This window comes from Streptomyces sp. NPDC004051 (assembly GCF_053604275.1).
This window is the reverse complement of sequence record NZ_JBSGHG010000001.1, coordinates 553,519-569,119: the sequence shown is the minus strand read 5'-3', so window position 1 is coordinate 569,119 and position 15,601 is coordinate 553,519. Positions and strand designations below refer to the sequence as shown.

The 15,601-nt window shown below is 70.8% G+C and carries 17 protein-coding genes; 8 read left to right on the top strand and 9 right to left on the bottom strand.

The features are described from left to right. Window positions 1-172: 172 nt before the first annotated feature. Window positions 173-1,525 carry an MFS transporter gene (locus ACWEQO_RS02625; protein ID WP_452978463.1) on the top strand — a complete coding sequence of 451 codons (1,353 nt, stop codon included), beginning with the start codon at window positions 173-175 and terminating at the stop codon, window positions 1,523-1,525. Window positions 1,526-1,600: 75 nt separating this feature from the next. On the opposite strand, the gene ACWEQO_RS02620 is transcribed toward ACWEQO_RS02625, so the two are convergent. Beyond that, the gene (locus ACWEQO_RS02620) at window positions 1,601-2,200 is read right to left on the bottom strand and encodes a TetR/AcrR family transcriptional regulator (protein WP_361448384.1); all 600 of its coding nucleotides are present in this window, start codon (window positions 2,198-2,200) and stop codon (window positions 1,601-1,603) included. A gap of 118 nt (window positions 2,201-2,318) precedes the next feature. Here ACWEQO_RS02620 and ACWEQO_RS02615 point away from each other — a divergent pair, with 118 nt between their 5' ends. Both ACWEQO_RS02615 and ACWEQO_RS02610 read left to right on the top strand, forming a co-directional pair. Next, the gene (locus ACWEQO_RS02615; protein ID WP_452978089.1) at window positions 2,319-3,140 is read left to right on the top strand and encodes an SDR family NAD(P)-dependent oxidoreductase; all 822 of its coding nucleotides are present in this window, start codon (window positions 2,319-2,321) and stop codon (window positions 3,138-3,140) included. 207 nt (window positions 3,141-3,347) lie between these two features. After that, a complete protein-coding gene (locus ACWEQO_RS02610) occupies window positions 3,348-3,725 on the top strand; it encodes a VOC family protein (protein WP_361448390.1) in 378 nt (125 codons plus the stop codon). 648 nt (window positions 3,726-4,373) lie between these two features. Here ACWEQO_RS02610 and ACWEQO_RS02605 read toward each other — a convergent pair. Beyond that, window positions 4,374-4,844, bottom strand: coding sequence for an ATP-binding protein (locus ACWEQO_RS02605; protein WP_452978086.1), 471 nt, complete (start codon window positions 4,842-4,844; stop codon window positions 4,374-4,376). Between the two features lie 296 nt (window positions 4,845-5,140). Here ACWEQO_RS02605 and ACWEQO_RS02600 point away from each other — a divergent pair, with 296 nt between their 5' ends. From ACWEQO_RS02600 to ACWEQO_RS02585, 4 genes are all read left to right on the top strand, one after another. Further along, entirely contained in the window at window positions 5,141-6,205 is a 1,065-nt protein-coding gene (locus ACWEQO_RS02600) for a hypothetical protein (protein ID WP_452978083.1), read from the top strand. 187 nt (window positions 6,206-6,392) lie between these two features. Continuing rightward, complete coding sequence (locus ACWEQO_RS02595; RefSeq protein ID WP_452978080.1) at window positions 6,393-6,644, top strand: hypothetical protein; 252 nt, start codon at window positions 6,393-6,395, stop codon at window positions 6,642-6,644. Window positions 6,645-6,937: 293 nt separating this feature from the next. Then, a complete protein-coding gene (locus ACWEQO_RS02590) occupies window positions 6,938-7,807 on the top strand; it encodes a helix-turn-helix domain-containing protein (protein ID WP_452978077.1) in 870 nt (289 codons plus the stop codon). Then, window positions 7,804-7,998: a DUF397 domain-containing protein gene (locus ACWEQO_RS02585; RefSeq protein WP_452978074.1), complete on the top strand. Its 195-nt coding sequence runs from the start codon at window positions 7,804-7,806 to the stop codon at window positions 7,996-7,998. The genes ACWEQO_RS02590 and ACWEQO_RS02585 overlap by 4 nt, the downstream gene beginning before the upstream one ends. 76 nt (window positions 7,999-8,074) lie before the next feature. Here ACWEQO_RS02585 and ACWEQO_RS02580 read toward each other — a convergent pair whose 3' ends face one another. After that, window positions 8,075-8,335 carry a hypothetical protein gene (locus ACWEQO_RS02580; protein ID WP_361448405.1) on the bottom strand — a complete coding sequence of 87 codons (261 nt, stop codon included), beginning with the start codon at window positions 8,333-8,335 and terminating at the stop codon, window positions 8,075-8,077. A gap of 542 nt (window positions 8,336-8,877) precedes the next feature. Between ACWEQO_RS02580 and ACWEQO_RS02575 the strand changes: the two genes are divergently transcribed. Then, on the top strand, window positions 8,878-9,618 hold the full coding sequence (locus ACWEQO_RS02575; RefSeq protein WP_452978071.1) for a lytic polysaccharide monooxygenase: 741 nt from the start codon (window positions 8,878-8,880) through the stop codon (window positions 9,616-9,618). Between the two features lie 94 nt (window positions 9,619-9,712). Here the strand turns inward: ACWEQO_RS02575 and ACWEQO_RS02570 are convergent, their stop codons facing one another. The 6 genes from ACWEQO_RS02570 to ACWEQO_RS02545 form a co-directional block, all read right to left on the bottom strand. Continuing rightward, window positions 9,713-10,126, bottom strand: coding sequence for a MazG-like family protein (locus ACWEQO_RS02570; RefSeq protein WP_361448411.1), 414 nt, complete (start codon window positions 10,124-10,126; stop codon window positions 9,713-9,715). Between the two features lie 76 nt (window positions 10,127-10,202). Further along, window positions 10,203-11,324, bottom strand: a complete 1,122-nt coding sequence (locus ACWEQO_RS02565) for a PP2C family protein-serine/threonine phosphatase (protein ID WP_452978068.1) — start codon at window positions 11,322-11,324, stop codon at window positions 10,203-10,205. A 308-nt stretch (window positions 11,325-11,632) separates the two neighbouring features. After that, entirely contained in the window at window positions 11,633-12,667 is a 1,035-nt protein-coding gene (locus ACWEQO_RS02560; protein ID WP_361448416.1) for an SPFH domain-containing protein, read from the bottom strand. A 4-nt stretch (window positions 12,668-12,671) separates the two neighbouring features. Next, window positions 12,672-13,103 carry an NfeD family protein gene (locus ACWEQO_RS02555; protein ID WP_452978063.1) on the bottom strand — a complete coding sequence of 144 codons (432 nt, stop codon included), beginning with the start codon at window positions 13,101-13,103 and terminating at the stop codon, window positions 12,672-12,674. Between the two features lie 454 nt (window positions 13,104-13,557). Next, complete coding sequence (locus ACWEQO_RS02550) at window positions 13,558-14,100, bottom strand: DoxX family protein (RefSeq protein ID WP_361448421.1); 543 nt, start codon at window positions 14,098-14,100, stop codon at window positions 13,558-13,560. A gap of 393 nt (window positions 14,101-14,493) precedes the next feature. Next, window positions 14,494-15,495, bottom strand: a complete 1,002-nt coding sequence (locus ACWEQO_RS02545; protein WP_452978059.1) for a Gfo/Idh/MocA family protein — start codon at window positions 15,493-15,495, stop codon at window positions 14,494-14,496. Window positions 15,496-15,601: the final 106 nt, after the last annotated feature.

Genomic DNA, 15,601 nt, shown 5'->3' with positions numbered 1-15,601 from the left:
GACTCACCCACATCCTTCCCGGACGTCCAGCCGCTTCGTGATCAGACCGGAGCGGCACGTTCGTGCTGCTCGGAGCTTCCTCTGAGCAACGGAGCACCCGATGTTCCCGGACATCCTTTCCTCACGCGGGCACAGCCCGTCCCCGGCACGCGCACGGTTGGTGCTGTGCGCGATGTCCCTGCTGCAGTTCCTCATCGCGGTCGACGTGACCGTGGTCAACATCGCCCTGCCCTCGATCGGCACCGGCTTCGACGTCGAGGGGCACACCCTGACCTGGGTCGTGGTCGGGTACACGGTCATCGGTGGCGGGATGCTGATGCTCGGTGGCCGGCTGGGCGACCTGCTCGGGCGGCGGCGCGTGCTGCTGCTCGGCACCGGCCTGTTCGGTGCCGCGTCCCTGCTGGCCGGCCTGGCTCCCACGTTTGCCCTGCTGGTGGTCGCGCGCCTGCTGCAGGGCGCCGGTGAGGCCATCGCGCTGCCTGCCGCGATGGCCACCATCGTCCTGATGTTCCCCGACGGCCCGCGCCGGTCGCGGGCCCTGAGCGTGTGGGCTGCGGTGGCCAGCTGCGGTCTCGTGCTCGGCTTCGTCCTGTCCGGGCTCATCACCGCCCACCTGGGGTGGCGGTGGATCTTTTTGGTCTCGGTCCCGTTCATCCTGGTCGTACTGCTGGCGGCCGTCTTCCTGCTCGAGGGTGGTCGGCCCGTGGCCCAGGACGCCCCGCCGCTGGACCTTCCCGGCGCGCTGCTGCTGACCGCCTGCCCGTTGCTGTTCACCTTCGGCGTGGTCGAGGCGGGTGAACCCAAAACGCCCGCCTGGGTGGTTTCGGGGGCGCTGGCCGGGGCGGTGGCCGCGGGGGCCGGGTTCGTGCGGGTCGAGGCACGTTCGCGCAACCCGCTGCTGCCGTTGCGCTTCTTCGCCCACCGCACACGGGTGGCGGCCAACCTGACCACGATGCTGCTGAGCGGGGCGTTGTCGACCTCGTTCCTGCTGTTCACCTTTTATCTGCAGGACCGGTGGGGCATCGGCCCGCTGGGCGCGGGCCTGACCATGCTGCCGCTGGCGGTCTCGCTGATCGTGTTCTCCGTACTGGTGCCCCGGCTGCTGGGCCGCTGGGGAGCACGCGCGTGTGTGCTGGCCGGCATCGGGTTCACCGCGGCCGCGATGGCCGCGATCGCGCTCGTCTCGGCCCTGGGGGCGGGTGGGGTGGCGCTGATCCCGGCCATGCTCCTGATCGCGGCCGGGATGGGGTTCGGCCTCGTGGGACTGCAGTACGTCGCGGTCAGCGGTGTCACCGAGGACGACGCCGGGATCGCCTCGGGCGTCCAGCGCGCGGCTGACCAGCTGGGTGGTGCGACCGGGGCGGCGGTCTGCGTAGGGGTCGGATTCGCTCCGACCCTGCACTCCCTCGACCCGTTCCTGGTCGCCACCGTGCTGGCCGGCGTGGGGCTCGTGACCGGTGCGGTCGTGGCCTGGCGCATGCCCGCGCCGACTCCCGCAGCGGACCTGCGGGAACAGGCCGGGTGACCTTCGCCCCGCCGCATGAGGCCGGAGCCTCTGCGGCGGGGCCCAGCCGCTCAGCGGGTGTCGACCCACTCCTGTTCAAGGACCGAAAGCTCTGAGGGTCGCTTCGACGAGCGAGTCGGCGTATGCGGCGGTCAGCGGACCGCTGCGGTGCAGCCACCGCTGGAAGAGGGGGGCGTAGAGCACTTCCAGGGCCAGGTCGAGGTCGGCGTCGGCGTCGAGCTGGCCGGCCTCCTGGGCGCTGCGCAAGCGCGCCCTCTTCGCCTCTTCCAGCGGCTGGGCCAACTTCTCCCGGTACTCGGCCGCCAGTGCGGCATCGTTGGCGATCTCGGTGTTGAGGGCCCGGATCAGCCTGTCGAAGGCCGGGTCGGCGAACTCCTCCACCGTGGCGCGCATGACGAGCTTGAGGTCGGCCTCGAGGTCGCCCGTGTCCGGCAGCGCGACCGACTGCCCGTCCGCATCCTCACTCAGCGCCAGAAGGGCGGCGAAGACGACCGCGCTCTTCGACGGCCACCGCCGGTAGATCGTCTGCTTGCCGACGCCGGCACGGGTAGCGATGGCCTCGATCGTGACCTTCTCGTACGCCTCCTCTGCGACCAGGGCGCGGGTGGCCGCGAGGATCGCCTGCCGGGATCGCTCCCTGCGCCGGGAGTGGTCCGGCCCCTTCTCGTTGGACATGCGGTCAGCCTAACCTCGAAACGAAACGAGACGCCCCGTATTGATAGATCCGGAGGTCGCGCCTAGACTCAGTAAACGAATCGATACGAACCGTTTCGTTTACTGAGAGTGAGGAATCGTGGCGAACGTGAGGGTCTGGTTCATCACCGGCGCGTCCCGCGGCCTGGGCAGGGCTTTCGCCGAGGCCGCCCTGGCGAGCGGCGACCGCGTAGTGGCTGCCGCCCGCAACGTCGAGCCCCTGGAGGAACTGACCGCGAAGTACCCCGACTGCCTTGTCCCGCTTCCGCTGGACGTCACCGACCGCCGGGCCGTGTTCGACGCGGTGGAGCGGGCGGCAGCCGCGTTCGGCAGGCTGGACATCGTCGTCAACAACGCCGGCGCAATGCTCTACGGCATGGTGGAGGAAGCCACGGAGGAGCAGATCCGGGCGCATCTGGATGTGAACTTCTTCGGCGCCGTGTGGGTGGCTCAGGCGGTCCTTCCTCATTTACGCGCCCAAGGCGGTGGACGGCTCCTCCAGGTCACCTCGATGGGCAGCGGCGGCGGCATGGCCACCGTCGGCTTCTACGGCGCGGGCAAGGCCGCGCTGGACTCGGTCAGCGAGGCACTGGCGATGGAGGTCGAGGGGTTCGGCATCAAGGTCACCATCGTGCAGATGGGCGGCTACGACACCGGCCTGTTCACCACCGGCACCACGACCACCGAACCCCTGGCGCAGTATCAGTCCCTGCGCACCGAGATGGAGGCGATGTGGGGCGACGCCGTCGCCCCGGAGCCGGGCACCGCCGCTCCCGTCATCATGGAGCTGGCCGCACTGCCGGACCCGCCCCGGCGGCTGATCATCGGCAGCCGGTCCTTCGACCACGTCCTGGAGATGGACCGGGCCCAAGCGGATCTGTACCGGTCCTGGGAGCACCTCAGCCGCATCGCCCCGGGGTGACCGGGGCCGCCGCCACGGCATTCTCCCGCCCGTACCTGCTGCGTGGTTGCGGGTACGGGCGTGTTCCGAGGCCGCTGTTCGGCCGAGCGGAATTCGAACCCCCAAGCAAACACGTCCTGTTGGCCTGACTGAGCGTCGCCGGCCAAGTCCCGGGTTGCGCCGACCAATGCGTCGCGGGCGTCCGGTGCCGCGATCTATGGTGCTCGGATGCTGACGTTCACCGATGTCATCCTCGACTGCCCCGACCCCTGGAAGCTGGCCGAGTTCTACGCCGAGCTGCTGAGCTGGGAGATCAACACCGACATCAGCACCGAGGACTGGGTCAACCTGCGTAACGACGGCGTCGAGCTGTCGTTCCAGCGGGTGGAGGACTACCAGCGGCCCAGCTGGCCGGGCCAGGAGCACCCGCAGCAGTTCCACCTCGACTTCGAGGTGGACGAGTTCGAGCCCGAGCACCGCCGGGTGATCGAGCTGGGTGCCACCTTCCAGAAGAGCTTCGTCGGCGAGTCCGGCTACGGCTGGCAGGTCTACACCGACCCGGCCGGACATCCGTTCTGCCTCTGCCGCAACCGTCCCCGGTCCTGACCGCACGCGACGGGAAACCGCCCCGGCTCCGAACGGAACCGGGGCGGTCCGGCAGTTGGAGACATCGGCAGGAGCCGCACCCGGTTTGGCGCCCGGTACAGCACCGCGACACCTGCGACGTCGCAGGTGTGGTGGTCGGCCGGAGCGTTGTGGACCGGGGCGTGGGACGCGGCTCCGGAGCCGCCCGAGCCGCCGGGGTGTCGTGAGGGGCTCGGTGCGGCAGAGGAAGGGCGAGGGCTCGCCCCCGGTGCGGGCTCGCGCCGACATCTGAGGTCGGCGGCCGCCGGCCAGGGACGGCAACCAAGGCAAGCTCGTGCCGGTGTGACCTTGTGGCGGGGCGACGCGTCGACCATGCCGACCGGGTGAGGAGGACTGATGGTCGGATCGGCGCAGGTGAGGCCTGATGCGGATGGCGTTCCGTCGGATGGTGTGGGAGGCCCTCATGGTCCCGGGACTGCGGGGGCGGAGGCGGGTGCCTTGTGGGAAACCGTGAGCAGTCGGCGGGTATGTGTCACTCAAGCGCTCAAACGAGCGGCATCGGGACAGTAGGGGCCGAAGTGCTCACGACCTTGGGACGGTGTGTCCTCCCCGGGACGTGGACGCGTGTCCCGACATCACACACGTCGAGGTCGCCGTCCTGCCGGGCGGTCAACGGATCGACGAGCAGCCGACCTCGGCCCACACCACTTTGCCGGGGGCGGTGTGGCGGGGCACGACGCCCCAGCGGCTCGCGAGGGCGTCGACCAGGAGCAGGCCTCGACCCGACTCCTCGTCGGGCGGGTCGGCCACCGGAGCGAGCCGCGGCTGCCGCTCGGTACGGGTGTCCGACACCTCCACCGTGACGGTGCCGGGCACGAGCGACAGCCGGAGGTGGAAATCCCGGCCGGGGACCCGGCCGTGGGTGACCGCATTCGTGGTCAGCTCCGCTGTGATGAGGGTGACGGTCTCGTTCACGGGGGTGCCGTACGGGTGCCCCCACTCGTGGAGCCGGTGTGACACGAGGTGGCGGGCCAGGCGGGCGCCGCGCGGGGTGGAGGTGAAGTGCATGGCGAACTCTTCGGCGCGCGAGGGTGCCTGCGTCTCGGCGCGCTGAGTGGGCGCGGCGGGGTGGATGTCCATGGGCCCACGGTCCCGCCCGCCGCACGCCGGTGAACAGGTACGACGCGCCTACGGTGGGGAGCCGTATGCAACGGGGCGGTTGGTGTGGGCGGCGATCGGCGGCCTCCTGAGGGCGCCGTCCGCCGGTGGTCATTTCCCGATCTTCGGCCCGATGCAGGCGATGCGCAATGCCCCATCCTCCGGTACGAGCCGAAAGTGCAGACGCCCCGCACCGGGAGTGAACCGTCCGTGCCAGTGATGCCATCCGGTTGTTCGGCGCCGATCGTGTTGTCGGTGGGGTCCGTTACCTTCGGGCCATGTCGATCACCGCACAACTGCGCGACTCGGTGAGGCTGCCGGGTGGAGGCGCGCTGGTCCACGGCTTCGCGCTGGAGAGCCGCGGGGACGGTTCGCGCCGCGCCCTCCTCCGGAACGGGTACGAGCTGGAGGTCTACGACCTCCACGAACTGCTCGCGGGGGAGCGTGCGCCGACGGCCGTTTTTCCCCTTCCCTGGCCGGGGTGGGACCGCGGCGTCCACTCGGTGAGTCCCGAGGGCACGTTCGCGGTGTTCTCGGGACAGCGTGCGGTACGGGCCGTGGGCGCGGGCGGGGAGACGCTGTGGGAGTACCGGCACGGCTGCTGGGGTCCCGAGCTCGATCACCCGCACACGGGGGACGAGCAGGAGGTGTGCCGTGGTTCGGAGCACGGCTCCTGCCGGATCTCGGACGACGGCCGGTTCGTGTGGGCGCATGTCGTGGCCGAGCCGGAGTGGGGCGACTGGGAGGAGCGCTGGGTCGTCCTCGACGCCCGTGACGGACGGGAGGTGGCCCGGCTGCCGCTGGACAGCGCGGCGGCCGGTTCGAACCACCTCTCCCACCCGGACGGTGTCCACATGGGGTTGGGTATCGGCATGGGCCAGGACGGCATCCTGCTGCAGTGGGCGCGCTGGGACGGCGAGAAGCTGACCGTCTGGGACCTGAACGAGGGCCTGGACCGCATCCTCACGGACGTCCACGAGGAGTATCCGGGCTTCCTGACGGTCGAGCACTACGGAGCGGACCTGCGACTGCATGCCCTGGACGGCACCGTGCTCGCCGAGCGGGAGCCCGATCCGGCCGACGACGAGGACCCGCCCTACTGGGACTACGGTTGCGGCTTCGTCGACGCCGACACGGTCATCGCCTCGACGGCCGACTCCGACGAGGACCCGGAGCGGGCACGCCACTGGCTGCTCGACGCCCGTACCCTGCGGATACGCGGGATGGTCACGTACCCGACGGGCCCCGTCGACAGCGACGTACGCCCGCTGGGCGACGGGACCTGGCTCACCTACGACGACGGGGACGGGACACTCAACCGCTGGACCCTGGCGTCGCCTTGAGCGAGAGGGCGAAGGGAGGCGAACACGTCATGGAGATCAGGGCGGCGTTCCCTCCGACCCGGACCACTCCCGGAGGGACCGCCGTACGGCGGACGGCGGAGGAGACAACATCTTGATCATCCAAGGCGCGAACGTCGCCCCCAAGGCTTCGGGATTTGTGTGGAGCAGAGGGGACGGCATCGCATGAGTGACCGTCGGTGAATCATCGTGGGCCGTGCTGTGCCTGGCCGGCCTCGCCGCCCTCGACGCCGAGCCGTCCGCGAACGCGCCGGAGTCCCCCGCGGGGGAAGCGACGCCGAGCGGCACGTACGCCGTCGACTGCCAGGAGATCGCCGACCGCATTGTGCAGGCCCGCGCCGAGCGTGAGCGGCGGGAGGCGTCGACCCGTCCGCGGCCCCTGCGAACCCGAGGCTGGTCATCACGGACCGAGCGGTGCTGAAGGAGTGCGTGGACGAACTCAAGGATCGTGACCTGAAGGATCGTTGAGGGTGATTCCGGTCCCTGTGGCTGCGCTCGCCCCCGGTACCGGCCTCCAGGGCCTTCAGCACTCGTTCTGGTGAACCGTGATCGTTCACCGGTTCCCTCGCGTTCCGCGTTTTACGTTGGCGCCTGGTGAGACCGACCGGGGGCGTTGTAGGCGTTCCGGTGGCGTTTGTAGGCGGGCCGGGCCGTGTCCCTCAGTGAGGTGGGGAGTTGGGCGAACCGGCCGGTAGGCGGCGGAGGTGGACGGCGATGAGCGAACTGGTGCGGGAGCCGGGGGAGACGACTGCGGAGCAGGGAGAGGCGGAGGTGGCTTCTCCGGAGCCGGGGTCGGGGATCCTGCGGGTGTTCGGGCGGCAGATGAAGCGGTTCCGGCTACGGGCGGGGCTGGACCGGGCCGAGTTCGGCGGGCGGACGGGGTACTCGACGGCGACGATCGCGGCGTACGAGCAGGGGAGGCGGGTGCCGCCTCCGAGGTTCATCGATGTGGCGGACGAACTGCTCGACGCGGGCGGGGTCCTCCAGGAGATGAAGGATGAGGTCGCGCGGGCTCAGTACCCGGCGTTCTTCCGGGACGCGGCCCGGTTGGAGGCGGAGGCGGTTGAGCTGCACGCCTACGACACACATGTGGTGAAAGGGCTGTTGCAGACCGAGGAGTACGCGCGCGCTGTCTTCACCATGCGGCGACCTCTCCTGGACGAGGAGACGATCGAACAGCGAGTCACAGCCCGCATGTTGAGGCAGGAGATCTTTTCGCGATGGCCTGCGCCGCTGATGAGTTTTGTCATCGAGGAAGCCGTGCTCCGACGGCCCATCGGTGGCGCTGGAGTCCTACGTGGGCAACTGGAGCAAATCTTGTTGATCGGACAGAAGCGCAACGTCGAGATTCAAGTCATGCCCATGGTGAGGGAGGATCACGCAGGACTTGCAGGGCCGTTCACTCTGATCGAGACCAAGAGCGGGCAGCGCATCGCGTACGCGGAAGTTCAGAAGAGCAGCCACCTCTACACGGAACGGACGCCTGTTCGGGAGCTTGAGGCGCAGTATGGGATCATCCGGGCCCAGGCTCTCACTCCGCGAGAGTCGACGGCCTTCGTCGAGGGGTTGCTGGGAGAGGTATGAAGGCTGCAACGGAACTGGCTTGGTTCAAGAGCACTTACAGCAGCGGTGAGGGCGGTGACTGCGTGGAGGTGGCCACCTGCCCGCACGCCGTGCACGTGCGGGACTCGAAGGACACACGCCGTGCGGGTCTGGCGGTCGGTTCGGAGGCGTGGACCGTGTTCGTCGGGTTCGCCGCCGACCGGATCGGCTGAGTCGCTGCCTTACCGCTGTGCCCTGTGGCTCCGAGGCGAGTCACAGGGCACAGGCATGTCCGGGGCGGTTCGACGGTCAGGTGCTCAGGGCGGCGACGAGGAAGATCGGGTAGAGCACGCCCAGGGAGCCGGTGACGAGGCCGAGGGCGCACCGGCCCCGGTGGAGTCCGCGGCCCAGGCCGAGGAGTGCGAAGGTGACGGCGAGGCTGCCGAACAGGAGCGGGATCGCGATGCCGACGAAGCCGGCGAACACCGCGGCCGACAGAGCAGCGCTGCCGAGGACTACGGAGACGGGCCCGTAGAGCGTCGCGGGGCTGTCCGCGGATCCGGTGGACATGTCGGGCTCCTCGCCCTGGAGTGTCGGCCCGTTCGGCCCACAGGTGTGCGATCCCTGGGTCCCCATCATGGCGCTCCCGGGCCTGTTTCCGGGCCCGTATTTCATGGAGGGACGCCCCCGTGAGAGCAAGTTCACGCGCAGGTGCGATGCCGCCGAGGTGCGGGCCACGGTCGACGGCTCGAGTGGTGGTCGGCTGCCTGCGATGGTCTCACCTGCCCGTATGCCGTCTCCCCCGTAACCGGAGCGGTGCTCCGAGGCAAGCCGGTCACTCCCTGTCAACTTCCCTCTGCGGAAGTGGACTTGACGGTTCCAGGTTCCTCGCTATGGTCTAGACCTACGAACGCCGGTCTAGACCGGTCTTCGTCCCCGTCCCGGCGCTTTCGTGGGCCGGGGTGAAAGGTGGTGTCCGCCACGGCGGCGCGACCGCGCGCTGCGCCCTCGTCGGCGCAGGCGCGCGTGACATGCGCGGTGCACCTCGGGTGCGGTCGGCGATGTCGTGCTCCGTGGCCGGTTCTCATGTACGCCGAAGAAAGAGTCATTTCATGGACATGAAAAGGCGAGCGTCCCTGGCTGTCGGAGCCCTGGTCGCCCCCCTCCTCGCCGTCAGTCTTCCGGCGGGTACGGCCAGTGCCCACGGTTGGGTGACCGACCCCGGCAGCCGCCAGGACCAGTGCGCCAAGGGTGTCGTCGACTGCGGTCAGATCAAGTACGAGCCGCAGAGCGTCGAGGGCCCCAAGGGCCTGCGCAGCTGCAGCGGCGGCAACGCCCAGTTCTCCGACCTCGACGACGACAGCAAGCCCTGGCGGGTCGCGCAGGTCGGCAAGTCGCACACCTTCAACTGGCGCATCACGGCACGGCACGCCACCGACACCTGGCAGTACTACGTCGGTGACCGGAAGATCGCCGAGTTCAACGACCGGGGCGCGCAGCCTCCCGCCGAGGTCAACCACAAGGTCGACTTCGGTGACCTGACGGGCCGCCAGAAGGTCCTGGCCGTCTGGAACGTGGCCGACACCTCCAACGCCTTCTACGCCTGCATCGACATCAACGTCACCGGCAATGGCAACGGTGGCGGTGGCGGCAATGGCGGTGGCAATGGCGGTGGAGGCGGCAACGAGCCCGGCTCCTGCGCCGCGCCGACCTGGAACGCCGGTGCCGTCTACAACAACGGCGACACCGTCATCCACAACGGCCGCACCTACCGCGCCAAGTGGTGGACGACGAACGAGCAGCCCGGCGCGGCCGGTGACTGGGGCGTCTGGGAAGACCTGGGCGCCTGCTAGATCCGCTGAGTGAGACCGGTGCGGCACGCCAGCCCCACGCGGCGCCTGCCGCACCGGTTCTGCGGGTCGTAGGGACCTCGGCCCCGTCGGCTCCCTACGACCCGCCGCAAGATCGACCGGCGGACGGACCCTGGCGGGGAGCTCCGAGGGAGCGTTGCGTGAGCCGGTCCAGGTGGCGGGTGAAGACCTCGCGGGCGTCGGGGGTGAGACCGCGCAGCGCCACCAGGGCCGTGAGCGCCACATCGCACAACTCCGCCTGGACGTCGTCCCATCCGTGCGTGACGCCCTTGCGAGGGTTCTGGCCGGTGGCGCCGATCACCGCCTCGGCGACCTCGCCGACCTCCTCGGACAGTTTCAGGATGCGCAGCAGCAGACCCTCCCGGCCGTCGACCGCACGGTCGGCGTCCAGCCAGGCGTGCAAGGCGTCGACGGAGTCCCAGAGACCGGCCGACGGCACGGCGGGGGAGAGGGCGGGGGACGCGGAGAGGTTCGTGCTCGGATCGCTCATGCCGCAGACCCTGGCACAGGCCACGGACAGCGCCCGGCGGTCCTTCGCGCGGGGCCGGCGGGGCAGCGGGGTTTCCTCAGACGCGACGGCTGTCGTCCGCGTGGCGGGGCAGACCGATGGCGAGGAGCGCGATGTCGTCGTCGAGGTGCTCGGCGGTGTACCGGTACAGGTCGGTGAGCAGGGCGTCCAGCACGTGGTCCGGGTCCGGCGGGAGCGGGCGGGACAGCCGCGGGACGGGATCGTAGAAGACCCCGCGGTGGTCGCGGGCCTCGACGACGCCGTCGGTGAACAGTACGAGAACCGCCCCGTCGGGCAGGGTGTACTGGTCGACGGGGACGTCCGGGAGGACGTTCCGGGCGTCGAGGTCGGCCAGGCCCAGCGGCAGTGAGGGCGTGCCCGGCTCCAGCGGGCGGGCCCGGCCGCGGTGGACCAGCAACGGCGGCGGGTGTCCCCGGTTGGCCATGCGCAGGGTGGAGCCGTCGGCGGACAACTCGGCGATGACGGCGGTGACGAACATCTCGAGCCCGGTTCCGTCCTCGGTGAGCTTGGCCTCCCGCATCCGCTCCTCCAGCCAGCGGACCACGCCGGGCAGGTCCGGAGCGCGCCGGGTGGCCTCGTGGAAGGTGCCCAGCAGCGCGTTGACGGTCCGGATCGCGCCCAGGCCCTTGCCCCGGACGTCGGCGATCATCAGCCGGATGCCGTGGGGAGTGGGGTGGATCGCGTACAGGTCGCCCCCGATGGCGGCTTCCCGCGCGGCGGCCTCGTACCGGACGGCCACGGCCAGCGGCCCGATCCGTCCGGGCGGGGAGGGGAGCACGGCGCGCTGGACGGTCTCGGCGACCTCGCGGGCGTTCTTCAACTGCCGCCGCTCGCGGACCAGCAGCCGGTTCACGACCGCTGCCAGGAAGGTCAGGATGACGAAGGTGGAGAACGGGACGATGTCGTCGACGCCGAACGGCAGCCGGCCTCTCACCAGGGGCAGGAGGACCGCGGCGAGGAGCGCCGCCCCGCCGGTGGCGATCGTCCCGGTCAGGGTGAGCCAGGGCGCGACCAGGACGGGGGCGGCCGCCAGCAGGGGGAAGACCCGCATGCCGCGCGGGGTGAGGAGGTCGAGGGCGAACACGCCGAGGATCAGCGCGGCGGGCAGCCATCGGAACCACCGCCTCTCGCGGGGTGATAACGCGTGGCTGGGGCCCATTCTCCTGCGCTCCGGGGTGTTCCTGGACGGAATCCGGGTTCCAGTCTCTGCCGCATCCCCGGCCACGGCGACCGGAGCACCGCGTGCGAGGTACCGGGTCCGTGCAGTGGAGTGGTCCGTGCAGTGGAGTGGCCGGCCGCCGCCGGCGGCTGCTTCCCGCGGGGCGGGGGAGGAAGGAGGAGCGCCGACCGGTCCCGCCCCCTGCCGGACCCGGGTGGGGGCCGACGTGCAGCCGGATACCGCCGCCCTTGTCGGCACCGAGAGGACGGGCCCGGTCCAGGGGCGAGACGCCGGCAAGGGGAGGAGGCTCAGGGAGCCGGGCGGGGCGGGAGGCGGTCGGCGGAGGTGGCGCCATCGGCTTGTGCGGCGTCGGCCAGGGCCTCGGCAGCGGCTTCCTCCGCCCGGGCCTTGTCGCTGGCGGCCAGGTCGTCGAGCGGCGGCTTCTCACGGGTGGCCGACGACGGGGGCAGCACCTCGGTGAAGGCGCGGGAGACGCCCTGCAGCGCAGAGGTGATCTCGCTGGGGATCACCCAGAAGTTGTTGCCCTGGCCCTGTGCGAGTTGGGGCAGTGCCTGGAGGTACTGGTAGGCGAGGAGCTTGGGGTCGGGGTCGTTGCGGTGAACGGCCTGGAACACCTCGTCGATCGCCCGGGACTGGCCCTCGGCCTGGAGGATCGCGGCGGTACGGTTGCCCTCCGCACGCAGGACGGCGGCCTGCTTGTCCCCCTCGGCGGTGAGGATCTGCGACTGGCGCTGCCCCTCGGCGCCCAGGATCGCGGCCCGTTTGTCCCGCTCGGCTCGCATCTGCTTCTGCATCGCGTCCTTGATGGACTGCGGGGGGTCGATGGCCTTGATCTCCACCCGGTTGACCCGGAGCCCCCATTTGCCGGTGGCCTCGTCCAGCACGCCGCGGAGTTGGCTGTTGATGGTGTCCCGTGAGGTGAGCGTCTTCTCCAGGTCCATGGAGCCCACGACGTTGCGCAAGGTGGTGACGGTGAGCTGCTCGACGGCCTGGAGGAAGTTGGCGATCTCGTAGAAGGCCGCTCGTGGGTCGGTGACCTGGAAGTACAGGACGGTGTCGATCTCGACGACCAGATTGTCCTCGGTGATGACCGGCTGCGGTTTGAAGGAGACGACTTGCTCCCTCAGGTCGATCAACGGGTGCACGCGGTCGATATAAGGGATGACGAGGTTGAGTCCGGGGCTGAGTGTCCGGTGGTAGCGACCGAGCCTTTCGACGTTGCGCGCGCGTGCCTGGGGAACGATACGGACGGCCCGCACCACAGTGAAGATCGCGATGGCCGCGACGATCAGTCCGACGATGAGAGGTGCTGAAAAGTCCATGGCTTCATTCCCGGGGGTAGACGAATGCGGTGGCGCCACTGATCTCTATGACGTCGACGGTCGCTCCGGACGGGATCACCAGCGTTTCGTCGTAGGCGCGGGCCGTCCACTCCTCGCCGTCGATGCGCACTCTGCCCCCGGATCCCGTCACTTCCGAGACGACGTAGGCGGCCTTGCCGACCAGTGCGTCGACACCGAAACGTGCCGTCGGTGGCTTCAGCACGTGACGCACCGCGAGGGGGCGTACGAACAGCACGGTGATGCTGGCGACGACGGCGTACACCACCAGTTGGAGGGCCGGCGGCAGCCCGATGGCGGCGGAGCCCGCAGTGACCAGGGCAGCCGCGCTCAGCATTCCGAGCGCGGCGGTGAGCGTGAAGATCTCTGCCACGGCCAGAACAGCTGCAACGATCAACCAGATCAACCATAGGTCCATGACGCGCTTCTTCTCGCAGATGAGGGCGTTGACTGCCGGTGCTTTTCTCCATTCTGCCCTGATCGCGGATTACGACTCCTTTGCCCGGAGTCTCCCGGCTCGGTGAGTGCTCCGGTTCCGTCGCGCGTCCTCGTGCCGGGCCCCTGTCGGCCCGTGCGCAGTCGTGGGCGCGGAAGGAGTGCCGCGGGGCCGTCGACGCGTGCAGCGCGGTCACCCGGCGGCGGACGCCGAGCAGTCCGGTACCGCCGGCCTCGTCCGTGCCGACCCGGCCCCGGTCCCGACGGTCCGCGTCCAGCCCCGCGCACAGGCCGTCGACGGAGTCCGCGGGCCGACCGGACCGACGGCCGGGCCCGGAACCAGGACCGGATCCGGAGCCGTGACCCGATGAGGGGGCGGACGGTCGCCCGTGGGGCAGAGCCCGACCCGGGGCGGCCGGTGGCCCCGGTGCTCGGTACTACTCGAACAGCGCCTCCTGTTCGCCCTCCCGCGCCTTCCGCAGCCGCCGGCTGCGCGCCCCCACCGTCACCGCCGTGGCCGCCGCGGTCGCCGCGAAGGCCACCGGGACCATCCAGCCCCGGTCGGCCGTGTGGCCGAGGGCGTGGTCCACCGAGAGGCGGCCGGGCCCCGCGACGGCGATACCGGCCGCCGTCAGACCCAGGATCGCGGCGTGCTCGTAGCCGCCCTCCTGGTTGAAGAAGCCGTTGGGCGCGTGCACGGCGGCCGCGCCCGCCATCGCGCCGGCCGCCGCCGCACCCGCCGCCGGGGTGGCCAGGCCGAGCGCGAGCAGCGCGCCGCCGCCCGTCTCCGCGAGGCCCGCCGCCGTCGCGCTGGCCTTGCCGGGCGCGTAGCCGATGGTCTCCATGAACTGGCCGGTGCCCTCGATCCCGCCACCGCCGAACCAGCCGAACAGCTTCTGCGCGCCGTGCGCCGCCAGTGCACCGCCGGTCCCCAGCCGGAGCAGCAGCAGGCCCAGATCGCGTCGGTCGTAACAGGTCACGTCGTCTCCCGGGGCAGTCGCTTCGCGTGACCACCGTCGCATTCCGGTGTCCGGTCCGGCCCGCCGCCGCCCGCCGTTCGGGTGGCGGCGAGCGGCGGGGCGAGCGCGGGAGCAGCCGCTCCGGGACCGGCGAGGCCTGATCACGGCAGCCGTTCCACCCACCGGCGCGTGACCCGCGGTCCCACGCGGGGCCACCCCCCTGCCGGTGCGGTGGAACGGCTGCCCTCCCCCTGGAAATGGCCTGCGGAAGCCTGCCGCCTCAAGTGTGAAGCTTTGGTGCAGGAGAGTTGAGCATATGTCCGCTCTGGGCCGCAATGCTGCGGATGTTCGTATTCCGCTTGTGTGGATCAGAGGGGGTCGGCGCTGCCCGACGGGCCGTCGGCGGGGCGGGGTTCACGCGGCGTCCCCCGGGTAGCGGACGCCGATGCGGTCGCGGATCGCGTCGAGCGTCCGCATCACGGCGAGCGTGCCGTCCAGCGGGACGAGCGGTGACTCCGTCTCACCGGCCCGCAGGGCGCGCATCACCTCGGCGGCCTCATGGGAGAGCGTGTCGCGGCGCCCGTCCGCCGGGTCGGCCGCGAACTTCTCGGCCTCCCGGCCCTCCCGGTGCAGCACGAACCCGTCCGGGAAGAAGAAGCCGTACGGGATGTCGATGCGGCCCTTCGAACCGGTGATCGACGCCGAGGTCTCCGTACCGCCGACGAGGGAGCAGTGCACCGAGGCGAGGGCGCCGTCGTCCCAGGAGAGCAGCGCGCCCGTCTGGAGGTCGACCTTCTCCTCGGAGAGCGTCGCCCTCGCCACGACGTCCGACGGCTCCCCGAGCAGCAGCTGCGCGAACGACACCGGATACACGCCGAGGTCCAGCAGCGCGCCCCCGCCCAGCGCGGGGTCCCGCAGCCGGTGCGTGGCCGGGAAGTTCCCCGCCAGCCCGAAGTCGGCGCGCACGGTGCGGACTTCGCCGATCGCGCCGTCGTCGACCAGTGCCTTCAGCCGCCGCACCATGGGATGGCAGTACATCCACATGGCCTCCATCAGAAAACGTCCCCGGTCGCGCGCCAGGGCGACCAGTTCCCCGGCCTCGCGCGCGTTGAGCGTGAACGGCTTCTCGCACAGCACGTTCCGCCCGGCCTCCAGGCATAGTCCGGCCGCCGCCCGGTGCGCCGAGTGCGGAGTGGCGACGTAGACCACGTCGACCTCCTCGTCCCGTGCGAGCGACTCCCAGTCGCCGTACGCCCGCCCGATCCCGAACCGGTCGGCGAACGCCCGCGCCGACTCCGCCGACCGGGAGGCCACCGCCACGATCTCCGCCTCCGGCAGGTCTTCCAGATCCGCCGCGAACCTCGCGGCGATCCCGCCGGTCGCCAGGATTCCCCAGCGCACGTTCCGCCCTGTCATCCGCCCCACCCCTGCTCGTGTCGTCGGCACATCGGCCGCGGAAACCCGTGGAAGCGCTCCCATGACGTCGTCGTCGACGCCGAGCACTCCGTACGAGCTGAGAGCA